At 61.7% G+C, this 16,210-nt stretch carries 16 protein-coding genes and 1 pseudogene; 6 read left to right on the top strand and 11 right to left on the bottom strand.

What is annotated here, in order from left to right:
* Positions 1-170 precede the first annotated feature (170 nt).
* Positions 171-1,493 carry an alginate export family protein gene (locus tag BMZ57_RS04010; RefSeq protein ID WP_069672501.1) on the top strand — a complete coding sequence of 441 codons (1,323 nt, stop codon included), beginning with the start codon at positions 171-173 and terminating at the stop codon, positions 1,491-1,493.
* 32 nt (positions 1,494-1,525) lie between these two features.
* Here BMZ57_RS04010 and BMZ57_RS04005 read toward each other — a convergent pair.
* Positions 1,526-2,005 (bottom strand): annotated as a pseudogene (locus BMZ57_RS04005) (flavin reductase family protein); the annotation flags it as partial.
* 58 nt (positions 2,006-2,063) lie between these two features.
* On the bottom strand, positions 2,064-3,233 hold the full coding sequence (locus BMZ57_RS04000) for a p-hydroxyphenylacetate 3-hydroxylase oxygenase component (RefSeq protein ID WP_021491066.1): 1,170 nt from the start codon (positions 3,231-3,233) through the stop codon (positions 2,064-2,066).
* A 236-nt stretch (positions 3,234-3,469) separates the two neighbouring features.
* On the opposite strand from BMZ57_RS04000, the gene BMZ57_RS03995 reads away from it, so the two are divergent.
* A complete protein-coding gene (locus tag BMZ57_RS03995; protein ID WP_069672500.1) occupies positions 3,470-4,957 on the top strand; it encodes an aldehyde dehydrogenase family protein in 1,488 nt (495 codons plus the stop codon).
* Here BMZ57_RS03995 and BMZ57_RS03990 read toward each other — a convergent pair.
* Both BMZ57_RS03990 and BMZ57_RS03985 read right to left on the bottom strand, forming a co-directional pair.
* On the bottom strand, positions 4,932-5,354 hold the full coding sequence (locus BMZ57_RS03990; RefSeq protein ID WP_010209228.1) for a RidA family protein: 423 nt from the start codon (positions 5,352-5,354) through the stop codon (positions 4,932-4,934). The genes BMZ57_RS03995 and BMZ57_RS03990 overlap by 26 nt on opposite strands.
* An 88-nt stretch (positions 5,355-5,442) precedes the next feature.
* Positions 5,443-6,783 carry a PQQ-dependent sugar dehydrogenase gene (locus BMZ57_RS03985; RefSeq protein ID WP_069672499.1) on the bottom strand — a complete coding sequence of 447 codons (1,341 nt, stop codon included), beginning with the start codon at positions 6,781-6,783 and terminating at the stop codon, positions 5,443-5,445.
* A gap of 466 nt (positions 6,784-7,249) precedes the next feature.
* Between BMZ57_RS03985 and BMZ57_RS29455 the strand changes: the two genes are divergently transcribed.
* Both BMZ57_RS29455 and BMZ57_RS03980 read left to right on the top strand, forming a co-directional pair.
* On the top strand, positions 7,250-7,456 hold the full coding sequence (locus BMZ57_RS29455; protein WP_302622379.1) for a DUF6124 family protein: 207 nt from the start codon (positions 7,250-7,252) through the stop codon (positions 7,454-7,456).
* Between the two features lie 309 nt (positions 7,457-7,765).
* Entirely contained in the window at positions 7,766-8,242 is a 477-nt protein-coding gene (locus BMZ57_RS03980) for an Sbal_3080 family lipoprotein (protein ID WP_069672498.1), read from the top strand.
* Here the strand turns inward: BMZ57_RS03980 and BMZ57_RS03975 are convergent.
* From BMZ57_RS03975 to BMZ57_RS03950, 6 genes are all read right to left on the bottom strand, one after another.
* Positions 8,217-9,149 (bottom strand): pyridoxamine 5'-phosphate oxidase family protein, encoded by a 933-nt coding sequence (locus BMZ57_RS03975; RefSeq protein ID WP_044287438.1) that lies wholly within the window; start codon positions 9,147-9,149, stop codon positions 8,217-8,219. The genes BMZ57_RS03980 and BMZ57_RS03975 overlap by 26 nt on opposite strands.
* A 79-nt stretch (positions 9,150-9,228) precedes the next feature.
* Positions 9,229-10,113, bottom strand: coding sequence for a LysR family transcriptional regulator (locus BMZ57_RS03970; protein ID WP_069672497.1), 885 nt, complete (start codon positions 10,111-10,113; stop codon positions 9,229-9,231).
* Positions 10,113-11,033, bottom strand: a complete 921-nt coding sequence (locus BMZ57_RS03965) for a LysR family transcriptional regulator (protein ID WP_010209220.1) — start codon at positions 11,031-11,033, stop codon at positions 10,113-10,115. The genes BMZ57_RS03970 and BMZ57_RS03965 overlap by 1 nt, the downstream gene beginning before the upstream one ends.
* An 18-nt stretch (positions 11,034-11,051) precedes the next feature.
* On the bottom strand, positions 11,052-11,672 hold the full coding sequence (locus BMZ57_RS03960) for a glutathione S-transferase family protein (protein ID WP_047540679.1): 621 nt from the start codon (positions 11,670-11,672) through the stop codon (positions 11,052-11,054).
* Between the two features lie 190 nt (positions 11,673-11,862).
* Positions 11,863-12,657 (bottom strand): ABC transporter permease, encoded by a 795-nt coding sequence (locus BMZ57_RS03955; RefSeq protein WP_045791849.1) that lies wholly within the window; start codon positions 12,655-12,657, stop codon positions 11,863-11,865.
* The gene (locus tag BMZ57_RS03950; RefSeq protein WP_069672496.1) at positions 12,654-13,331 is read right to left on the bottom strand and encodes an ABC transporter ATP-binding protein; all 678 of its coding nucleotides are present in this window, start codon (positions 13,329-13,331) and stop codon (positions 12,654-12,656) included. The genes BMZ57_RS03955 and BMZ57_RS03950 overlap by 4 nt, the downstream gene beginning before the upstream one ends.
* A gap of 163 nt (positions 13,332-13,494) precedes the next feature.
* Here BMZ57_RS03950 and BMZ57_RS03945 point away from each other — a divergent pair, with 163 nt between their 5' ends.
* Both BMZ57_RS03945 and BMZ57_RS03940 read left to right on the top strand, forming a co-directional pair.
* Entirely contained in the window at positions 13,495-14,208 is a 714-nt protein-coding gene (locus BMZ57_RS03945; protein WP_010209214.1) for a hypothetical protein, read from the top strand.
* A gap of 180 nt (positions 14,209-14,388) precedes the next feature.
* A complete protein-coding gene (locus tag BMZ57_RS03940; RefSeq protein WP_042571760.1) occupies positions 14,389-15,597 on the top strand; it encodes a DUF1835 domain-containing protein in 1,209 nt (402 codons plus the stop codon).
* Here the strand turns inward: BMZ57_RS03940 and BMZ57_RS03935 are convergent.
* Entirely contained in the window at positions 15,576-16,148 is a 573-nt protein-coding gene (locus BMZ57_RS03935) for a hypothetical protein (protein ID WP_069672495.1), read from the bottom strand. The genes BMZ57_RS03940 and BMZ57_RS03935 overlap by 22 nt on opposite strands.
* Positions 16,149-16,210 lie beyond the last annotated feature (62 nt).

The following is a 16,210-nucleotide window of genomic DNA, read 5'->3' as shown; positions in this document are numbered from 1 at the left end:
CCCACTCGAGTTGATCGTCTTGCCCCTGTCTGCCGCCGGTTTTGTTGCTCCCTGCCACAACGTATGGCGTGGCGGCCTGGGTCAATTCCCTGGCACGCAGAGAAAAGACTCAGGCCTCCAACGCTCGCCCTAATGCGCCCTCACTCTTAACCAAGATGGGGACAATAACAATGGAGCACACACTGAAAAATCGCCGCCTGCGCCAGGCGGTCGGCCTGGGCATTGCGCTGCTGGTGGGCCAGGCCCAGGCCATTGAGTTGTATGCCGATGCCGACACTCAGGTCACCGGCAATTTCCTCGCCGTGTACGGTATGTTCAACAGTCCGAAGAACTACGATGGGCGCAGCGGCGGTTCCACCTGGCGCGAGGCGTTTATCAAGTACGGCCTAAGCGTGGACCAGAGCCTGGGCGCCTTTGGCGGCGTGTATGGCACGGCCAACCTGGTGAGCTCCGGCACCTGGGGCGATGGCGATGCGTCGGGGGTCACGACGGGCAAGGAGCGCACCACCAAGTTTGACGAAGCCTTCGCCGGCTGGCGCTCCGGCGACCTGTTCCCGGCCCTGGGCAAGGACGGTCTAGACCTGTCGTTCGGCCGGCAAATCATCCTGTTGGGCGACGGCTTTCTCATCAATGATGACGGTCCCAACCTCGGCAAGGGCGTGGGCGATGGGGACTTCAACCGTGGCGGCGCCTACTACATTGCCGCTCGGCATGCTTTCGACAAGACCGCCGTGATCCGCCTGGGCGGCAAAGACGGCGTACATGGCAGCCTGATGTGGATCAAGTCCGACAACCCCGCCCAGGCCATGACTGAAATGGCCGCCGGCACCCTGGAATACAGCGCGGCACCGGGCACGCTCGGGCTCACCTACATTCACGGAATCGACGTGGATGAACGCTTCGCCAGCGACGTACAGCGCCAACGCAAGGGCATGAACCTCTATAGCCTGCGTGGCGCGGGCAATGCGGGTATCGACAACGCGCATTTCGCCTTCGAACTGGCCCGCCAGGACCGCCGCGACAGCCAGCAAAATGCGGGCTACGCCGAAGCCGGCTACACCTTCGCCGACCTGCCCTGGTCGCCGGACCTGACCTACCGCTACGCGCGCTATTCAAAGAACTGGGACGCCATGTTCTCCGGTTTCAGCCGGGGCTACGGCACCTGGGTGCAGGGTGAAGTCGCCGGCAACTACTCCGGCCCCTACAACACCAACACCTCAGTGCAACACGTGGCGCTCAAGGTCAAGCCGCTGGAGAACGTCACCCTCGGCGCGCTGTTTTTCGACTACACCACCGTCAGCACCCGTGGCCAACGCAACCTGGATGGCCGTGAGCTGGACCTGTACGCCGAGTGGGCGGTGAACGATCACCTGATCATCACGCCGCTGCTGGGTCTCTACAAGCCCAACCAGGCTGCAGAGACCGGCGGCAATCAGGTCGGGGGCAACGGCACCAACGTCTACAGTCAGTTGGTGGTTGCCGTGCCGTTCTGAACCGTCTCGGGCGCGCAGGGACGCAGCGCCTGGACCTCGGCATAAGCGCCCTGGTGATACAACAGCGGCGCACGCCCGAAGTCATCAAAGGCGACCACCTTGCCGATCATGATCCAGTGATCGCCGCCGTCCACCTGCTGGTACTTCTCGCAGTGGAACCGTGCCGAGCAATCGGCGAATACCGGCGAGCCACCCTCCCCCGGTTCGTATTCGATCAAGGCAAAGCGGTCTTCACGGGGGCGCGCAAAGTTATTCGACAAGTGCACCTGGTCGGCCGCCAGCACGTTCACCGCAAAATGGCTGGCCTCCTCGAACACCTCATGGCTGTTGGAGCGTTTGTCGATGCTCCACAGCACCAGCGGTGGGTCGAGAGATACCGAGTTGAAACTGTTGGCGGTCACACCCACCTTGCGCCCGGATGCGGTGGCGGCGGTGACCACGGTCACGCCGGTGGCAAAGTTGCCCAGGGCACGGCGAAAGGCCCGTGGGTCGAAAAGGCTGCTGTCAGACATGCAAGACTCCCGGGCGCCGTCGAACGGGCGCCCTGATTGTTGTGGGGGGAAGAACGCGTCACACCATGCTCGGGTCCGGCTCCAGGCCCATCAGCTCGCGGCCAAGGATCTGCGCACAGACGTCGTAGTCGGTGTAGGCATGCGCGCCGGTCATATGGGAATCGCGAAACAGGCGCTGCATCTCGTTATGTTCGAACCAGGCGTTGCCGCCGGCAGCGGCGAACAGACGGTCCACGGCTTCGATGCACATTTTTGTCGCGTAGGCCTGGTTGGTGCGCCAGAACGCCAGGGTTTCGCGGCTCGGGTAACGGTGCGCGGCGCTGTGTTCGGCGTGGTCTTGCCAGGTCTTTTCAAGGAATGCGCGGGCGGCGGCCACCTGGTGGGTGGACTCGGCCAGGCGCATCAAGGCGGGAGTGGCCGCGCCAACGGCGGCACCGGTATAGGCGCGCACGCGGTTTTTGGTTTTTTCGCGGAACACCTCCAGCATGCGCTCGGCCACGCCGAGGCTGACGGTGGAAAACCCGCTGGCGAAATATGGCCGGTACGGCGCGTAGAAAATCTGGCTGTCGGGATACAGGCCGAAACCTGCGGACTTGCCTTCCATCATGTCTTTGGCTTTCTGGATCCGGTGTTCGGGCACCCAGACGTTGTCGATGACCAGGGTCTTGGTGCCGCTGCCTTTCATGCCGGCGGCGTACCAATCGTCACGAATCTGGTAGTCACTGCGCGGCAGCACGGCGAAGCAGTAATCCTGGCCGCCTTCGGCGTTCTGTCGACGGCAGCCGACAATCGCCCACTCACCATGGTCACAACCGCTGCTCCAGCCCATTTCACCGCTGAAGTGCACGCCGCCTTCGCCCTCCACCACACGACCGAATGGCGCAATACTGCTGCTGGCGGTGGCATGCGGGTTTTCGCCCCAGATCTCCTGCTGCAACTGGGCCGAAAACAACGCCAGTTGGTGGCTGTGGGTGCACAGCAAGCTCATGGCCCAGGCGGTGCTCGCGCAACTGCCGGCAAGCAAGGCGATGCAATCGGCAAACTCCGGCAGCGAGAGTTCCAGGCCACCAAAGGCCTTGGGTTGAAAAGCGCGGTGCAGGCCAATGCTTTTGAGCAAGGCGATGTTTTCATCCGGCACCTGACGCTGCTGTTCAGCCTGTGTGGCATTCGCGGCGATGATAGGCAGGAGGGGCTTGAGGTCTTCAAGGAGCGGGTTTGGCTTTTTCATGGACGGCCCTGCTTATTATTGGAAGTCCGGCGCGCGCTCCGGGTTGAGGAACGGCGCCTGATGCAGGGCCAGTATCGGTGGGGTGGCACGGCTGGAAAATGCACGTTCCACAGGCAAGATTGTACTTTTCATAGGGCTGGCAGCCACAGACATCTCGCACGGCAGGCAGAGTCAAGCCATGGCCCGGTGGCTTGGTTACCCTCGGTTTTTCCTTTGTGACCTGCCAGGAACCCGCCATGAGTGATATCCCGCTGCTGCCTCAAGTCGAAGCCTTTTTGCGTCGGCCCCATGGGCTGTTCATCGACGGCGTCAACATCCGCAGCCATTCCAGCCAGACACTGGCCGTGACCAACCCGGCCACCGGTGACGTGATCGCCCAGGTGGCCGATGCGGACCTGGCGGATATCGACGCGGCGGTGAATTCCGCCAACCGCGGCTTCCAGGTGTGGTCCCAGGCTTTACCCGCGACACGCGGCAATGTACTGCTCAAGCTCGCCGACCTGCTGGAGCGCAATCGCGAAGAACTGGCGCAGATCGAGACCTGCCAGTCCGGCAAGATCATCCAGATTGCCCGCGCATTCGAGGTCGACCAAGCCGCGCACTTCCTGCGTTACTACGCGGGCTGGGCGACCAAGCTCAGCGGCCAGACCCTCACTCCGTCGCTGCCCTCGTTCAACGGCGAACGCTACACCGCATTCACCCTGCGTGAACCGGTGGGCGTGGTGGTGGGCATCGTGCCGTGGAATTTTTCCACCATGATCGCCATCTGGAAACTCGCCTCCGCGCTGGTAACCGGCTGCAGCATCATCATCAAGCCCAGCGAATTCACGCCGCTGACCGTTCTGCGCATCGCCGAGCTGGCCGTCGAGGCCGGGTTGCCACCGGGTGTGCTCAATGTATTGACGGGCGGCGGCCATGTCGGCAAAGGCCTGGTGGAACACCCTGGCACCCACAAAGTGTCCTTCACCGGTTCAGTGCCTACGGGCATTGCGGTCGGCCGCAGCGCCATGGGCGCCGGCCTTACCCGTGCAACCCTGGAGCTGGGGGGCAAGAATGCTGCCGGTTTCCTGCGCGATGTGGACGTGGACACGGCGGTGAACGGCATCATCGAAGCGGGCTTTTTGCACTCAGGGCAAATTTGCGCGGCGGCCGAGCGCTTCTTCGTGCACCGTTCGCAGATCGACGCGGTGCTGGACACACTCAGCCAGCGCCTTAGTCGCCTGAACATCGGCTCGCCACTGGATGAACGCACCGAATTCGGCCCCGTCACCCACCACCAGCACCAACTCAAATTGCTCGGTTACTTCAACCAGGCCCGCGCCGAAAACAACACGATCATCCATGGCGGCACCCTCATTGACCGCCCCGGCTGCTACGTCGAGCCCACGGTGATCCTCGCCAACAGCATCAACGACACCCTGCTCAACGAAGAAACCTTCGGCCCCATCGCCACCTTCCTGCCCTACGACAGCGAAGACGAACTGCTCGCGCTGATGAACAACGGCCCCTACGGCCTCAGCGCCAGCCTATGGACCAACGACCTGGGCAAGGCCTTGCGCATGGTGCCGGCCATCCAGGCCGGCACCTTGTGGGTGAACATGCACACGCTGCTCGATCCGGCGGTGCCGTTTGGGGGCAATAGGTCTTCGGGGGTTGGGCGGGAGTTCGGCAGTGCGTTTATCGAGGATTACACCGAACTCAAATCGGTGATGATTCGGTACTGAATGGAACGACCGCCTCGGCCTCGATCTCGATCAACCATTCCGGCAACGACAACCCGCTGACGATAATCCACGAAGACGGCGGCGGGTTATGTGGGAAGCGCTGGCGCAGCGCCTGCGCGATCGGCTCCTGCTGGTCACGAGCGGACTCGGCGATGTACAGCCGCAGCATGATCACATCGGAAAGGTCACCCCCGACTTCGGCCAGCACCTTGTCGATATTGTCCAGCGCCTTGGCGGCCTGCTCGGCAATGCCTCCGCCCACCGTGCGCTCGTCAGCATCCACGCCCACCTGGCCGGAAAGCATGATACGTCGCCCCTGTGGCACCTCAAGCGCCTGGCTGAAGCCGTATTGCAGGGAGTTGAATACCGTCGTGGGATTGATGACCTTTCGTTGCATGACGCTTCCTTGTTGTCGGTAGGAAAACAAGGCTAACCCAAAGGCATCGTTCAATCTGGCAGTTCAACATCCCGCAACATATCGACGGTCAGGGTTTGCTCTGCGCCACCCGCCACACCTTGTTCCCCACATCATCCGCCACCAGCAAGGCGCCCTGCTCATCCAGGGTCACGCCCACCGGCCGACCTTGCGCTTCGCCTTCGGCATTGAGAAACCCAGTGAGGAAGTCGACCGGTGCGCCCGACGGTTTGCCGTCCTTGAACGGGATAAACACCACCTTGTAGCCCGCTTGCGGATTGCGGTTCCAGGAGCCGTGCTCACCGACAAACACTCCATCGGCAAAAGCGGCCGGCATGCCGCGTGCGTCGGAGAACGTCAGGCCCAGGGGGGCGACGTGGGTACCCAGGGCGTAGTCCGGCGCGATGGCCTGAGCGACTTTGTCCGGGCGCGGCGGTTGGACGCGTACATCCACGTGGCTGCCGTAATAGCTCCACGGCCAGCCGTAGAACGCGCCGTCCTGCACCGAGGTGAGGTAGTCGGGCACCAGGTCGCTGCCGATTTCATCGCGCTCGTTGACGACCGTCCACAGCTGGGTAGAACCCGGTTTCCAAGCGAGACCGTTGGGGTTGCGCAAGCCGCTGGCGAATAACCGTTTCTCGCCGCTGGCCGGGTCCAGTTCCCAGATAGCCGCACGCCCCTCCTCTGCGTCGAGGCCGTTTTCGCCGACATTGCTGTTAGATCCAACCGTCACATACAGCCGGGTGCCCTCGGGATTGGCCAGCAGGTTTTTGGTCCAGTGATGGTTAATGCCCGCCGGCAGGTCGGTGACCTTCACCGGAGTTGCGTCGATGTGAGTCTGGCCCGGGGTGTAGGGCACCTTGACCACCGCGTCGGCGTTGGCGATGTACAAATCGTTGCCCACCAGCGCCATGCCGAAAGGTGACATCAGGCCAGTCAGGAATTCGGTGCGTACCTCCGCATGCCCATCGTGATCGGCATCGCGTAGCAACGTGATGCGATTCGCGCTGGGTGCATCGGCGCCGATGCGGCCCATCACCACGCCCATTGCCGTGCGGCGTGCCCAGGCGATCAAGCCGGTGCCGCCGTCGGTGGCACCTTCGGGCATGGGCGGGTGGTTGCTTTCGGCGACCAGCACATCGCCGTTAGGCAAGGTGTAGACCCACCGCGGGTGGTCGAGATTGTCGGCCAGGGCCGTGACGGTGAAGCCCTGAGGCGCGGTGGGTTGCACACCGTCAGACCAGCCCACGGCCTTGGAGACCTTGAGCGTAGGGATCAAAGAAGTGCTGGGCTCGGGCAGTTGCGGCGCAGGCCCGACACCCGCCTGGAAAGGCAGTCTGGAGGCTTCGCCACAAGCGCTGAGGACAGCGGCAGCGGCAATCAGGAGCGCAAGACGGCTCGGTACATTCATGGTTGGAACCTCAAGGCAGAAACGTGAGGGAGTATTGCCTCAAAAAGCACGGGTCACCACCGGGCATGGCGCAATTGAATGTTAACCGGGGGGCACGAATGGTATAGAAGGCCCTTTTTATCGGACCGTTCCTGAATAACTTTCGGGTTGCGTCCGATGAACCTCGCCGCTAACCTTCGCGGGTCGCTGCAAATTCAGCGAATGGGTGTGGTAGCCCAGTTCTTTCATAGACCCCAAAACGCTCATGGGCGTTTTTTTGTGCGGGCTGCTTTGTGGCGGCTGTGCATGGGAGGCTTCGGCCTTCCGGGTTTCTATGACCGGTCTACCACCCCGTGTACAGTCGCCTCCTTACTTCGTGTGGTAGCGAAATGGAGGTGCTCATTCATAGGCGTTTCACCCTGACAAACGTCACCCCCAATCCCCGCCATCCACCTCGGATGACAATCCGCAACTTCCTCCCGATGTCATTTTCACCGTCCGTCCCGGACTCAGTACCGAAGCCGCCTTGAACAATGCCAGCGAGATGCTTGAGTCAGCAGCTGTCTGCGCCTATGACTGTGCCGAACACCTTGATGGGCCAAGCCTGAAAAAGGTGCTGGCGGTGGTGCAGATAGTCGAGATTGCGCAGTTGTTGGTCGATGAAGCGCTGAACCGGGAATGCCCGGTAGCCTGATCAAACACGTAATTCCATCATAAAAAGCAATCCCTGTGGCGAGAAAGCTTGCCCCCGCTGACTGTGCAGCAGTCCCAGTCTGTTCAAACATAGAACTGGGGCCGCTTCGCGACCCTACGGGAGCAAGCTCCCTCGCCACAGTTACAGTGTTTGTCTTAACTGACTGGCATAAGGGCTTGCCCCCGATAGCAGTGCGGCGATCCGACAAGCCAGCTCCCATACAGACGCCCCCCTGCGTCTGAAATGCTGCGCTCGGCATCAGGCCTTCACTGCTATCATCAAACCACTACTGAAGAAATGGACGTCGCTATGCGCCTGATAACAGCTCCCGCTTGTTTACTGGCCGCCTTAACCCTGGTTGGCTGCAGCATCAAGCAAACCGTCACGCCGGTTGCCTTCAGCGGCGCCCAGGCGCCTGAGATCTGCATGATCCCCGCCGAAGGCTTGCGTGCCGGGTTCAATGCCACCTACACCGCGCAGTTGCGCAGCAAAGGGTTCCAGACTCGTGAGCTGCGGCCCGGCACCCCACCGGCCAGTTGCGCCCTGTCGACGACCTACATTGGTCAATGGAGCTGGGACCTGGCGCTTTACATGAGCTATGCCGATATCCAGGTGTTTGAAAATGGCCGCCAGGTGGGCAAGGCGCTGTATGACTCGACCTCGGGTGGCGCTCGAATGGGCAAGTTTATCGATGCACAAAGCAAGATCATCGAGATGACCAACCAGTTGTTCCCGAATGCCTCCTATGGTCCGGGCCTGGCTACCAACTCCCCATCGCCAGACTGAACGGCGAAAACTCCGCGAACTGCCACCGCAACGCCAACGCCGCTGGGCGGCGCACCACGTGTTCCACTGTCACCGTCCACAGCCGCTGGGCGCCTTCGAACAGCGCCACTTCCGGGCCGTCGAGAATCAACGAGGTCCGCCCAGCCACTTGCAGTACATCCCCCGACTCAAAGTCGATGAACAACAAACCCGCCACCGGGTTGGCTTGCAGGTTGCCCAGGGTGGCAAAGAAGAGGTTGCCGGCGAAGTCGGGGATGGTCAGCACGTTGCCCTCGACCCGCACAAAACCTGAGTTACCGCCCCGATGAGAAACGTCCACCGAACGTTGGCCATCGACCTCGACGTAACTGGCGACGAAAAGCGTGTCGGCGTTGCGGATCAGGGTTTGCGCGGCATCGTCCAGGTCGTTGAAGCGCTCGACCACCGTTCCGGGTCTGCGGGCGATGCCGTCGACCGGGCGCAGTTGGATGTACTTGGGGCAGTTGCCGAAGGTATGCACCACGTCGACCGAAAAACCTTCGTGATCGAATGCACCGATTCGGCCGTTCATGCGATTGCGGCGCCGAGTGTTGAGGTCGATGCCCAGCAGGCCGACGGCTGCTCCCCTACGCAAGGCGTTGCGGGCCGGGTCAGTCGCGGACGGCAGGCTGTCGATCTGCAGGGTCTGCGGATCCGGCGAGTGGACAAAGCCTGGCGCGCCTTCAATCATCGTCGCCCAAGGGATGCCCTGCTCGTCCACCGCACCCAGTATCAGGTACGGCAATAAAGGGTAGAAATCCCGGTGCTGTTCCGGCAGGTGATCGCGGATCACTTTGGGCCCGACCACGGCCATACGGTCGGCCACGCCCACCGCTGCTTGTATGTGCCGTTCACCGGCATGCCAGGGGGATTGTTCGATCAGGTTCATGGCGAGCACCTCATGTTGGATGTGTCGATGCTGCGCCCTGTCAGCCGGCGTGAGAATCACCACGCCAGGCAATCCACTGTTACGCCAGCTGAAATGCCGGGTAGTCGCGCAACGCCGTCACACAGTGGTCGACAAAACTGCGCACGCGCATCGGTGCGTTGCGGCCTTCGCGGTACACCACCTGCACCGGCAGGGGCGGCGGCTCAAAGTCCGGCAATACCCTACGCAGCTGCCCGGTCTGCAGGTGGTCGTGCACCGGATAACTCAAGCAGCGAATCAACCCCGCGCCATGCACCGCCGCATTGATCGCGCCCTGCACCGTGGCGCAGCCGAGTCGGGCGCGGGCCTTGAGTTGATAGCCCGGAAAATCCCAATGCACCTGATCGGTGCTGGCGATCAGTCGATGCTGCTTGAGGTCATCCGGGCGTTGAGGCTCACCGTGAACAGCAAGATAGTCGGGGCTGGCGCAGAGGATAGGCCGCACGTGCCCCAGCGGTCGGGCAATCAATGACGAATCGGGCAGTTCTCCGACGAGGATGGCGACGTCGAGCCCTTCTTCGTGCAGGTTCGGGTAATAGTCGTGGTAGCTGACGACCAGGTTCACCTCGGGATAGCGGTCCAAGTAGTCGGCCAAGACCGGCGCCATCACATAGCGGCTGAACAGGAACGGCAAAAACACCCGCAGATTGCCTTGGGCCTGCACATGCAGGCCCTTGGCGGAGGCTTCGGCGGCGTCCACCGCGGCGAGCAGGCGCACGCAGTCCGCCAGGTAGGCGCTGCCGGCGTCGGTGAGGCTCACGCCACGCGTGCTGCGCGCCAGCAACGGCACGCGTAAACGCGCCTCCAGGCGGGCAATCGCGCGTACCAGGGTCGGGCCGGAGACCTGTGCATCACGCGCCGCCGAGGCCAGGCTAGGCTGCCCGGCCAGCGCGGCGAACAACTGCATATCGCGATAACGCTCCATCAGCTGCGCCGCTTGATTGCCGGGTTCAGCGCGGCGTCCTGACCCAGGCGGTGGGTGAGAAAGTCGACAAAGGTGTTGATCTTGGCCGGCACCCGGCCGCTTTTCTGGAACACCACCTGGATCGGCAACGGCGCCGACTCATAGGCTTCAAGGACAATCTCCAACTCACCCGCCGCCACCGCCGCTGCGACTTGATAGGACAGCACACGCGTCATGCCCCAGCCCAACCGCGCCAGGTTGATCGCGGCATTGTTCGCCGTGACCACCAGACGTGGCTCGATGGACACGGTCAAGGGTTGGCCGCCGTCGACGAACTCCCAGCCACTCACCAACCGGCTGGACGACGACGTGGCGATCTTGGCTTCACGCAACTGCGACGGATGCGTAGGCCGCCCGTGCTGTTCGAGATAGGCCGGCGATGCACACACCACTCGGCGCACTTCACCGACCTTGATCGCCTGCTGCCCCGGCTCATGCAAGTGACCGATACGCACCGCCACATCCACACCTTCGTCGGTCATGTTGACCACGCGATCGACCAGCAAGGCGTTGATATTCACCAGCGGGAACCGGTCCAGGTACTCCCCCAGCACCGGTGCCACATACAGCTCGCCAAACAGCACCGGCGCGGTCACCGTCAAATGGCCGCAAGGAATGGAATAACTGCCCGCCGCAGCTTCCTCGGCTTCATCGAGCTCCGCCAGGATACGCCGGCAATCTTCCAGGTAACGCTGGCCGGCTTCGGTGAGGTGCAAGCTGCGTGTGGTACGCGCCAGCAATTGGGTGCCGATGCGTTGCTCCATGGCGGCGATGGCCCGGGTCACACTGGGCGGCGAGGTTTTCAGGCGGCGCGCCGCAGCGGCGAAGCCCTCCTCCTCGGCCACGGCCAGGAACACCTGCATCTCATGAAATCGGTCCATCGGCACGCCTCTAGAAAGTTATTGCGACTGCAAGCCCACCGCCGTTCGCGGCATGCCCACGAACCCCGGCAACGCCTCGATGCTGGCGAGCCAGGCGCGCACTTGAGGGTAGTCGGCCAGCGAAACATTGCCTTCCGGCGCGTGAGCGGTGTAGGTGTAGAACGCCACATCGGCAATAGTGGGTTGCTCGCCGACCAGGAAACGGCTCTGGCTCAATTGCGCCTCCACCAGTTTCAGCAACGCATGGGAACGGGCAATGGCGACGGCGGTGTCGACCTCGGCACCAAACACCGTGGCCAGTCGTGCAGACGCAGGCCCGGCGTGCAACTGGCCGGCAGCGGCCGAGAGCCAGCGCTGCACGCGAGCCTGCCCCACCGGGTCGCTCGGCAGCCATTGACCGTTGCCATAGGTGTTCGCCAGGTAAACCAGGATCGCATTGGAGTCCGCCAGCACAACACCGTTGTCATCGATGGCCGGCACCTGGCCGAACGGGTTGATGGAGGCAATGAACTCGGGGGCTTTGTGAGCGCCTTGCTTGAGGTCAACCTGCACAAACTCCGTAGGCAGGCCGAGCAGCGACAGCATCAGCTCGACCCGGTGTGAGTGGCCGGACAACGGGAAACCGTAGAATTTGATCATGAAAGGCTCCAACAGAGTGAGGTATCGACGCCCCGCATGTTCCGCCGCTGCCCCGGCCGTTGGAATCACCAGGATTTACAATCCAGCATTTCATCCGGTGAAACAATCACTCGTCGAATAATACCCACGATCAGGTTGAACACGGTGGTCATCACCACGCTGTCCAACGCGATCCAGGCCAAGACCTCGATCAGGCACGTTCTTGCAGCCGATCACGCAAAAACCGATGGCTCACCGAAAACAACCGCCGATACGTGAGCAGCACCGCCCCCACCGTGCCCAACGCCGACGATGCGGCAATCAGAAACATGATCACGATCTGATACCGCACCGCGTCCACCGGACTCTCCCCCGCCAGTACCTGCCCCGTCATCATGCCGGGCAGGCTGACGATGCCCACCACCGTCATCTGGTTCAGCGTCGGGATCATACCGGCGCGCACCGCCTGGCGGATGGCTTCCTGCGCCGCTTCCCAGCGCGAGCCGCCAAGGGCCAGGATCATTTCGATGGTGTTGCGGCCCGATGTCAGCTCCTGGGTCATGCGCTCTATCCCCAGCGACACGCCAGTCAGGGTGTTGCCCAGAATCATGCCAAGGATCGGGATCGCATACTGCGGCTCGTACCACGGATGGATGCGAATCACCGCAAACAAGCCCACCGCCGTCACCAGCCACGAACTGCCCCACACCGACAGGATGCTGTCCACGCGCTGCCCCCGATACGTGCGCCGCCCGCGCCCCGCCGCCGAGATACCGGCAATCAGCGTCATGGCGCACATCAGCGGCAGCACCACGTACCAATAGGCAAACTCGAACACCCAGCCCAGCAGATAACCGATGGCCAGCAGTTGCACCACGGTGCGCACAGCCGCCCAGAACAACTGACGCTCCAGGCCCAGGCGCAACAGCAGGGAGAGCGCGCCGTTGATCAGGATCAGCGAGGCGGCGATGCCCATGTCCAGCGCGGTAAGGTTCTGATAGTTCATGGCTGGGCCACTCCACTCAATACACCGGCACTGATCTGCAAATGGATGTCGCTCATGCGCCGGGCCTGTTCGAGGTCGTGGGAGACCCAGACACAGGCGCGGGAGCGATCCACGGCAAACCAGGCGTCGATCAGCGCTTCCACTTCGCGGGAAGACGTGGGGTCGAGGGCGGCGGTGGGCTCGTCGAGCAACAGCACTTCGGGGTTGAGCTGCAGGGTGCGGATCAGCGAAACCACCTGGGACTCACCGCCCGACAGGTCGGCGGCGCGCTTGGCCAGAAAATCCGGAGTCTTACCCGCGTGGCCCAACAGCGTGGTCACCGTCGCCAGGTCAAAGCGGCGTTTGCGCGACGTCTTCAGGCTGAACGGGAAGCGCAGGTTGTCTTCCACTGTGCCGTCGAGCAGCGCCGGGCGTTGCGACAGGTAGCTGATGTGGCAGCGGTAGTGAGGAATCTGCGCGTTGTTAATCGGCTGGCCGTTCCACAGGATCTGCCCGGAGCTGGGCGCGTCCAGCAGGGCGAGTGCGCGCAGGAACACGCTTTTGCCCGAGCCGGATGAGCCGGTGATCGACACGCGATCGGTGGCATTCAAGGTGAAATCGGTGGGCTGGAGCAAGGCCACGTGGCGGCGCTCGTCCATGCGCGTAAGGGCGCGGGTTTCGATCAGTGCGCTCATGGACGCGGTGTTCCTCTCAATCTGGATGGTGCAATGGTGAAGCACACTCGTCGGGATTTCATGCAAAACATTCAAACTCATGTGCACGAGCAGAAGCGCGCAGTTGGCCTGGGCAAGGCCCATTGTGCTCGCTAGACTCGCAGTCCTATAAAAAGGAACCCTCATGGACGAACAGAAAGTATCCAATACCCCCGCTTCCCGCTTGAGCGCAGCGTGGTTATGGCGACTGCTAAAGCGTCAAAGCCTGCCGATCATGCTGCTGCTGTTTGCGCTGTTTTACTCAAACGGCTACGCCTATCTGGAGACTTATAACAAGGTGCTCGGCGTGCCCGTTAACCGTCTCGGCTACGACACTTATCACTACGTGGTGTACGGCGGAAACGACATTCTGGTCAAACTGGCGGCCTTGCTTATCTTCACCGCAGCGGTCCTGGTTTTCGCCTGCCTGATGTACTTCACCGAAAACCCTGACCGTGTTTTACCCACTCGGGAATTGGGGATCCACACACGTCGCTATCGAATGCTGCGCAGGCTGGAGAAGAGCTACAGGAAAGCCACGACGCCGATATCCGGCGCACTGCTGATCAGCCTGCTGGCATTTTTCGCCTGGATCATCTGGTCGCTGGCGTACGCGCAGTCGATGGCACATGGCAAGCTGAGAGCCTACGAAGAGATTCGTGATTGCAAGCCATCAATTCTCCAGCTCAACAACCTCGATGTGGTCACGGCCTGTATCGTCGGCGAAAGTGACGATATGTTGTATCTGGTGGAAAAACACAGGGAGGGCGGCGAAATCCAGTTTCAGAAACGCCGAGTTCCCAAAGACAGTGTTCGCTCAACCACAGGTCCCACCACGGTGCTGAAAAAACCCGACTGACCTCTGTGGGAGCCGGACACAAGAGACTGATTTGCAATCGAGCGCGGCACTGCCTATATTTCCCGCCTGGCGCTCTCTACGCCACCTTCCGCGGAAAGGGCTGCGCCCAAGACCCTGCAACACCCTCTTTTTTTACGACTCCCAACCTTGAAGCGGAAAAGGTTTGTGCAAGGAGATCGTATGTCCCATCCATTCAACACCGATGGCCGCCTCAACCTTGAGCAGCAGCGCAAGCGCGCCAAGGAACTGCTGCCACACCTGAAAACCCAGGACCCGAACGCTACCTTGTCCGTGGCCCAGTGGACGATCGCCAAGCAGCTGGGTTTCAGCAGTTGGCCCAAGCTCAAGGCCCATATCGACGCCATCGACTTCGCCGCCCGCCACCCCGACTTTGCCGCCAGTGATGAAGCCCGCACCACCCACTGGCGCTGCGGCAATGACATTGCCCACACCCTCCAGCTGGCGGGGTTCAAAGGGCAGTTCCGGATGCTCGCCGACCCGCTGTGCATGGGGCCGGTCCGCGACTTGCCCGGCCAAGACTTCCGCGCCATGCGCAGTGCATTTATCAGCCAGGCCTTTTCCATCGATGAAGCAGACGCAGCGCGTCGCGTAGACGTTGAATACGGCCACCTCGACGCATTGGCCAGCGCCGATCACAGCGTGCTGTGGTGCGAAGCGGATGCCTATGACCAATTGTTCCTGGTCCGTGCGCTTGCCGGCCTCGAACAAGCACCGCGTAAGTTGGAACTGATCGAGGTAGACCACATTCCCGGCGTGCAACGCTTTATCGGCATCGGCCAACTGGCGCCGGATGTGCTGGCGTGGCTGTGGCCGCAACGGCGTCTGATCGATAATGATGCCGTGCAATTGGCCAAACGGGCCTGGTCGGCGTACTGCGATAGCTCGCCAGTCAAATGGGCGCAATTGGCCCATGACAGCCATCCCGCCTTACCGTTGCTCGCCCCGGCGCTGTTGCGTCAATTGCAGGAGTTGCCTGGGGTGCGCGATGGCCTGTCGCTGACCGAGCGATTGGCCCTGACGTACCTTGCTGAAGCTGGGCCAACCCCCTTCGGTCGGGTGTTTGCCGAGCTGATGGCCAAGCGTGAACCGCTGCCGTTTCTGGGGGACATGATGTTTCATGCGCTCTTGCGGCCGCTGATCGATGGCGACAACCCTTTGCTCCTAGAAGCAGAAGCCCAAAAAGCATGGCCGCAAAGAGGGTTGACGCTGACGGCATTGGGCCAAGACGTGCTCAAAGGCCGAGCCTATTGGCCCGACCATTGCTCCCATGAACGCTGGGTCGGTGGAACGTGCATCCAACCCGGCCAACCTCACTGGACGATTGATGAGGATAACCAACCCGTCTTTCAGCGCAGGGCTATCAGGTAGGCTTCTTCAGCCGAGAACCCCTCCATGATGAGGTCGATGATAGCCTCTCTGTATTCACTGACCTTCACCGGCAGGGTCGCCTTGTTCGTCTGGTAATAAGCCGCCATACACTGGATAGCTTGCGGCTTTTTGACCTTTTGGCGAGGTTTCACTGCCTGCGTGGTCACACTGACGAAACCATCGAAGTCCGCTGTCGCGACGCTCCAGTCAAACTCAAAGACCTGCTTACGCGCAGCCACCGGATCGAAGTGTCGAGAAAAAAAACTGCCACACTCCCCCGAGCTTTTACTGATCACCAACGACGTCAGGTCTGGCAGCCCTCGCTCATTGGTGAACAGCCTGACCACGTCCAGCCGCCGCCCGGTGGAAACGGGAATAGCATTTTGAACGACCGGATGGTCAGGGTTCTCACACTGGGCACGATCGACCAGTTCGGAGTACGTCAGGCAATGTTTGTGCTTGGCCAGATCAACCAGAATTGGGTAATAGACGGACGCCAACTGGACGTCGATAAGCGTGATGTTTTCGTAAAGACCTTGCTGTGCGTTCATGATGTTCCTGACCAGCGCATGATTTCCTTGAGTGAGATAACATCCCACACTTCGCACCACAT

It is taken from the genome of Pseudomonas simiae (assembly GCF_900111895.1).
Lineage (GTDB): Bacteria > Pseudomonadota > Gammaproteobacteria > Pseudomonadales > Pseudomonadaceae > Aquipseudomonas > Aquipseudomonas simiae.
Note: the sequence above shows the minus strand (reverse complement) of the source record. Positions and strands in the feature narration are given on the sequence as shown.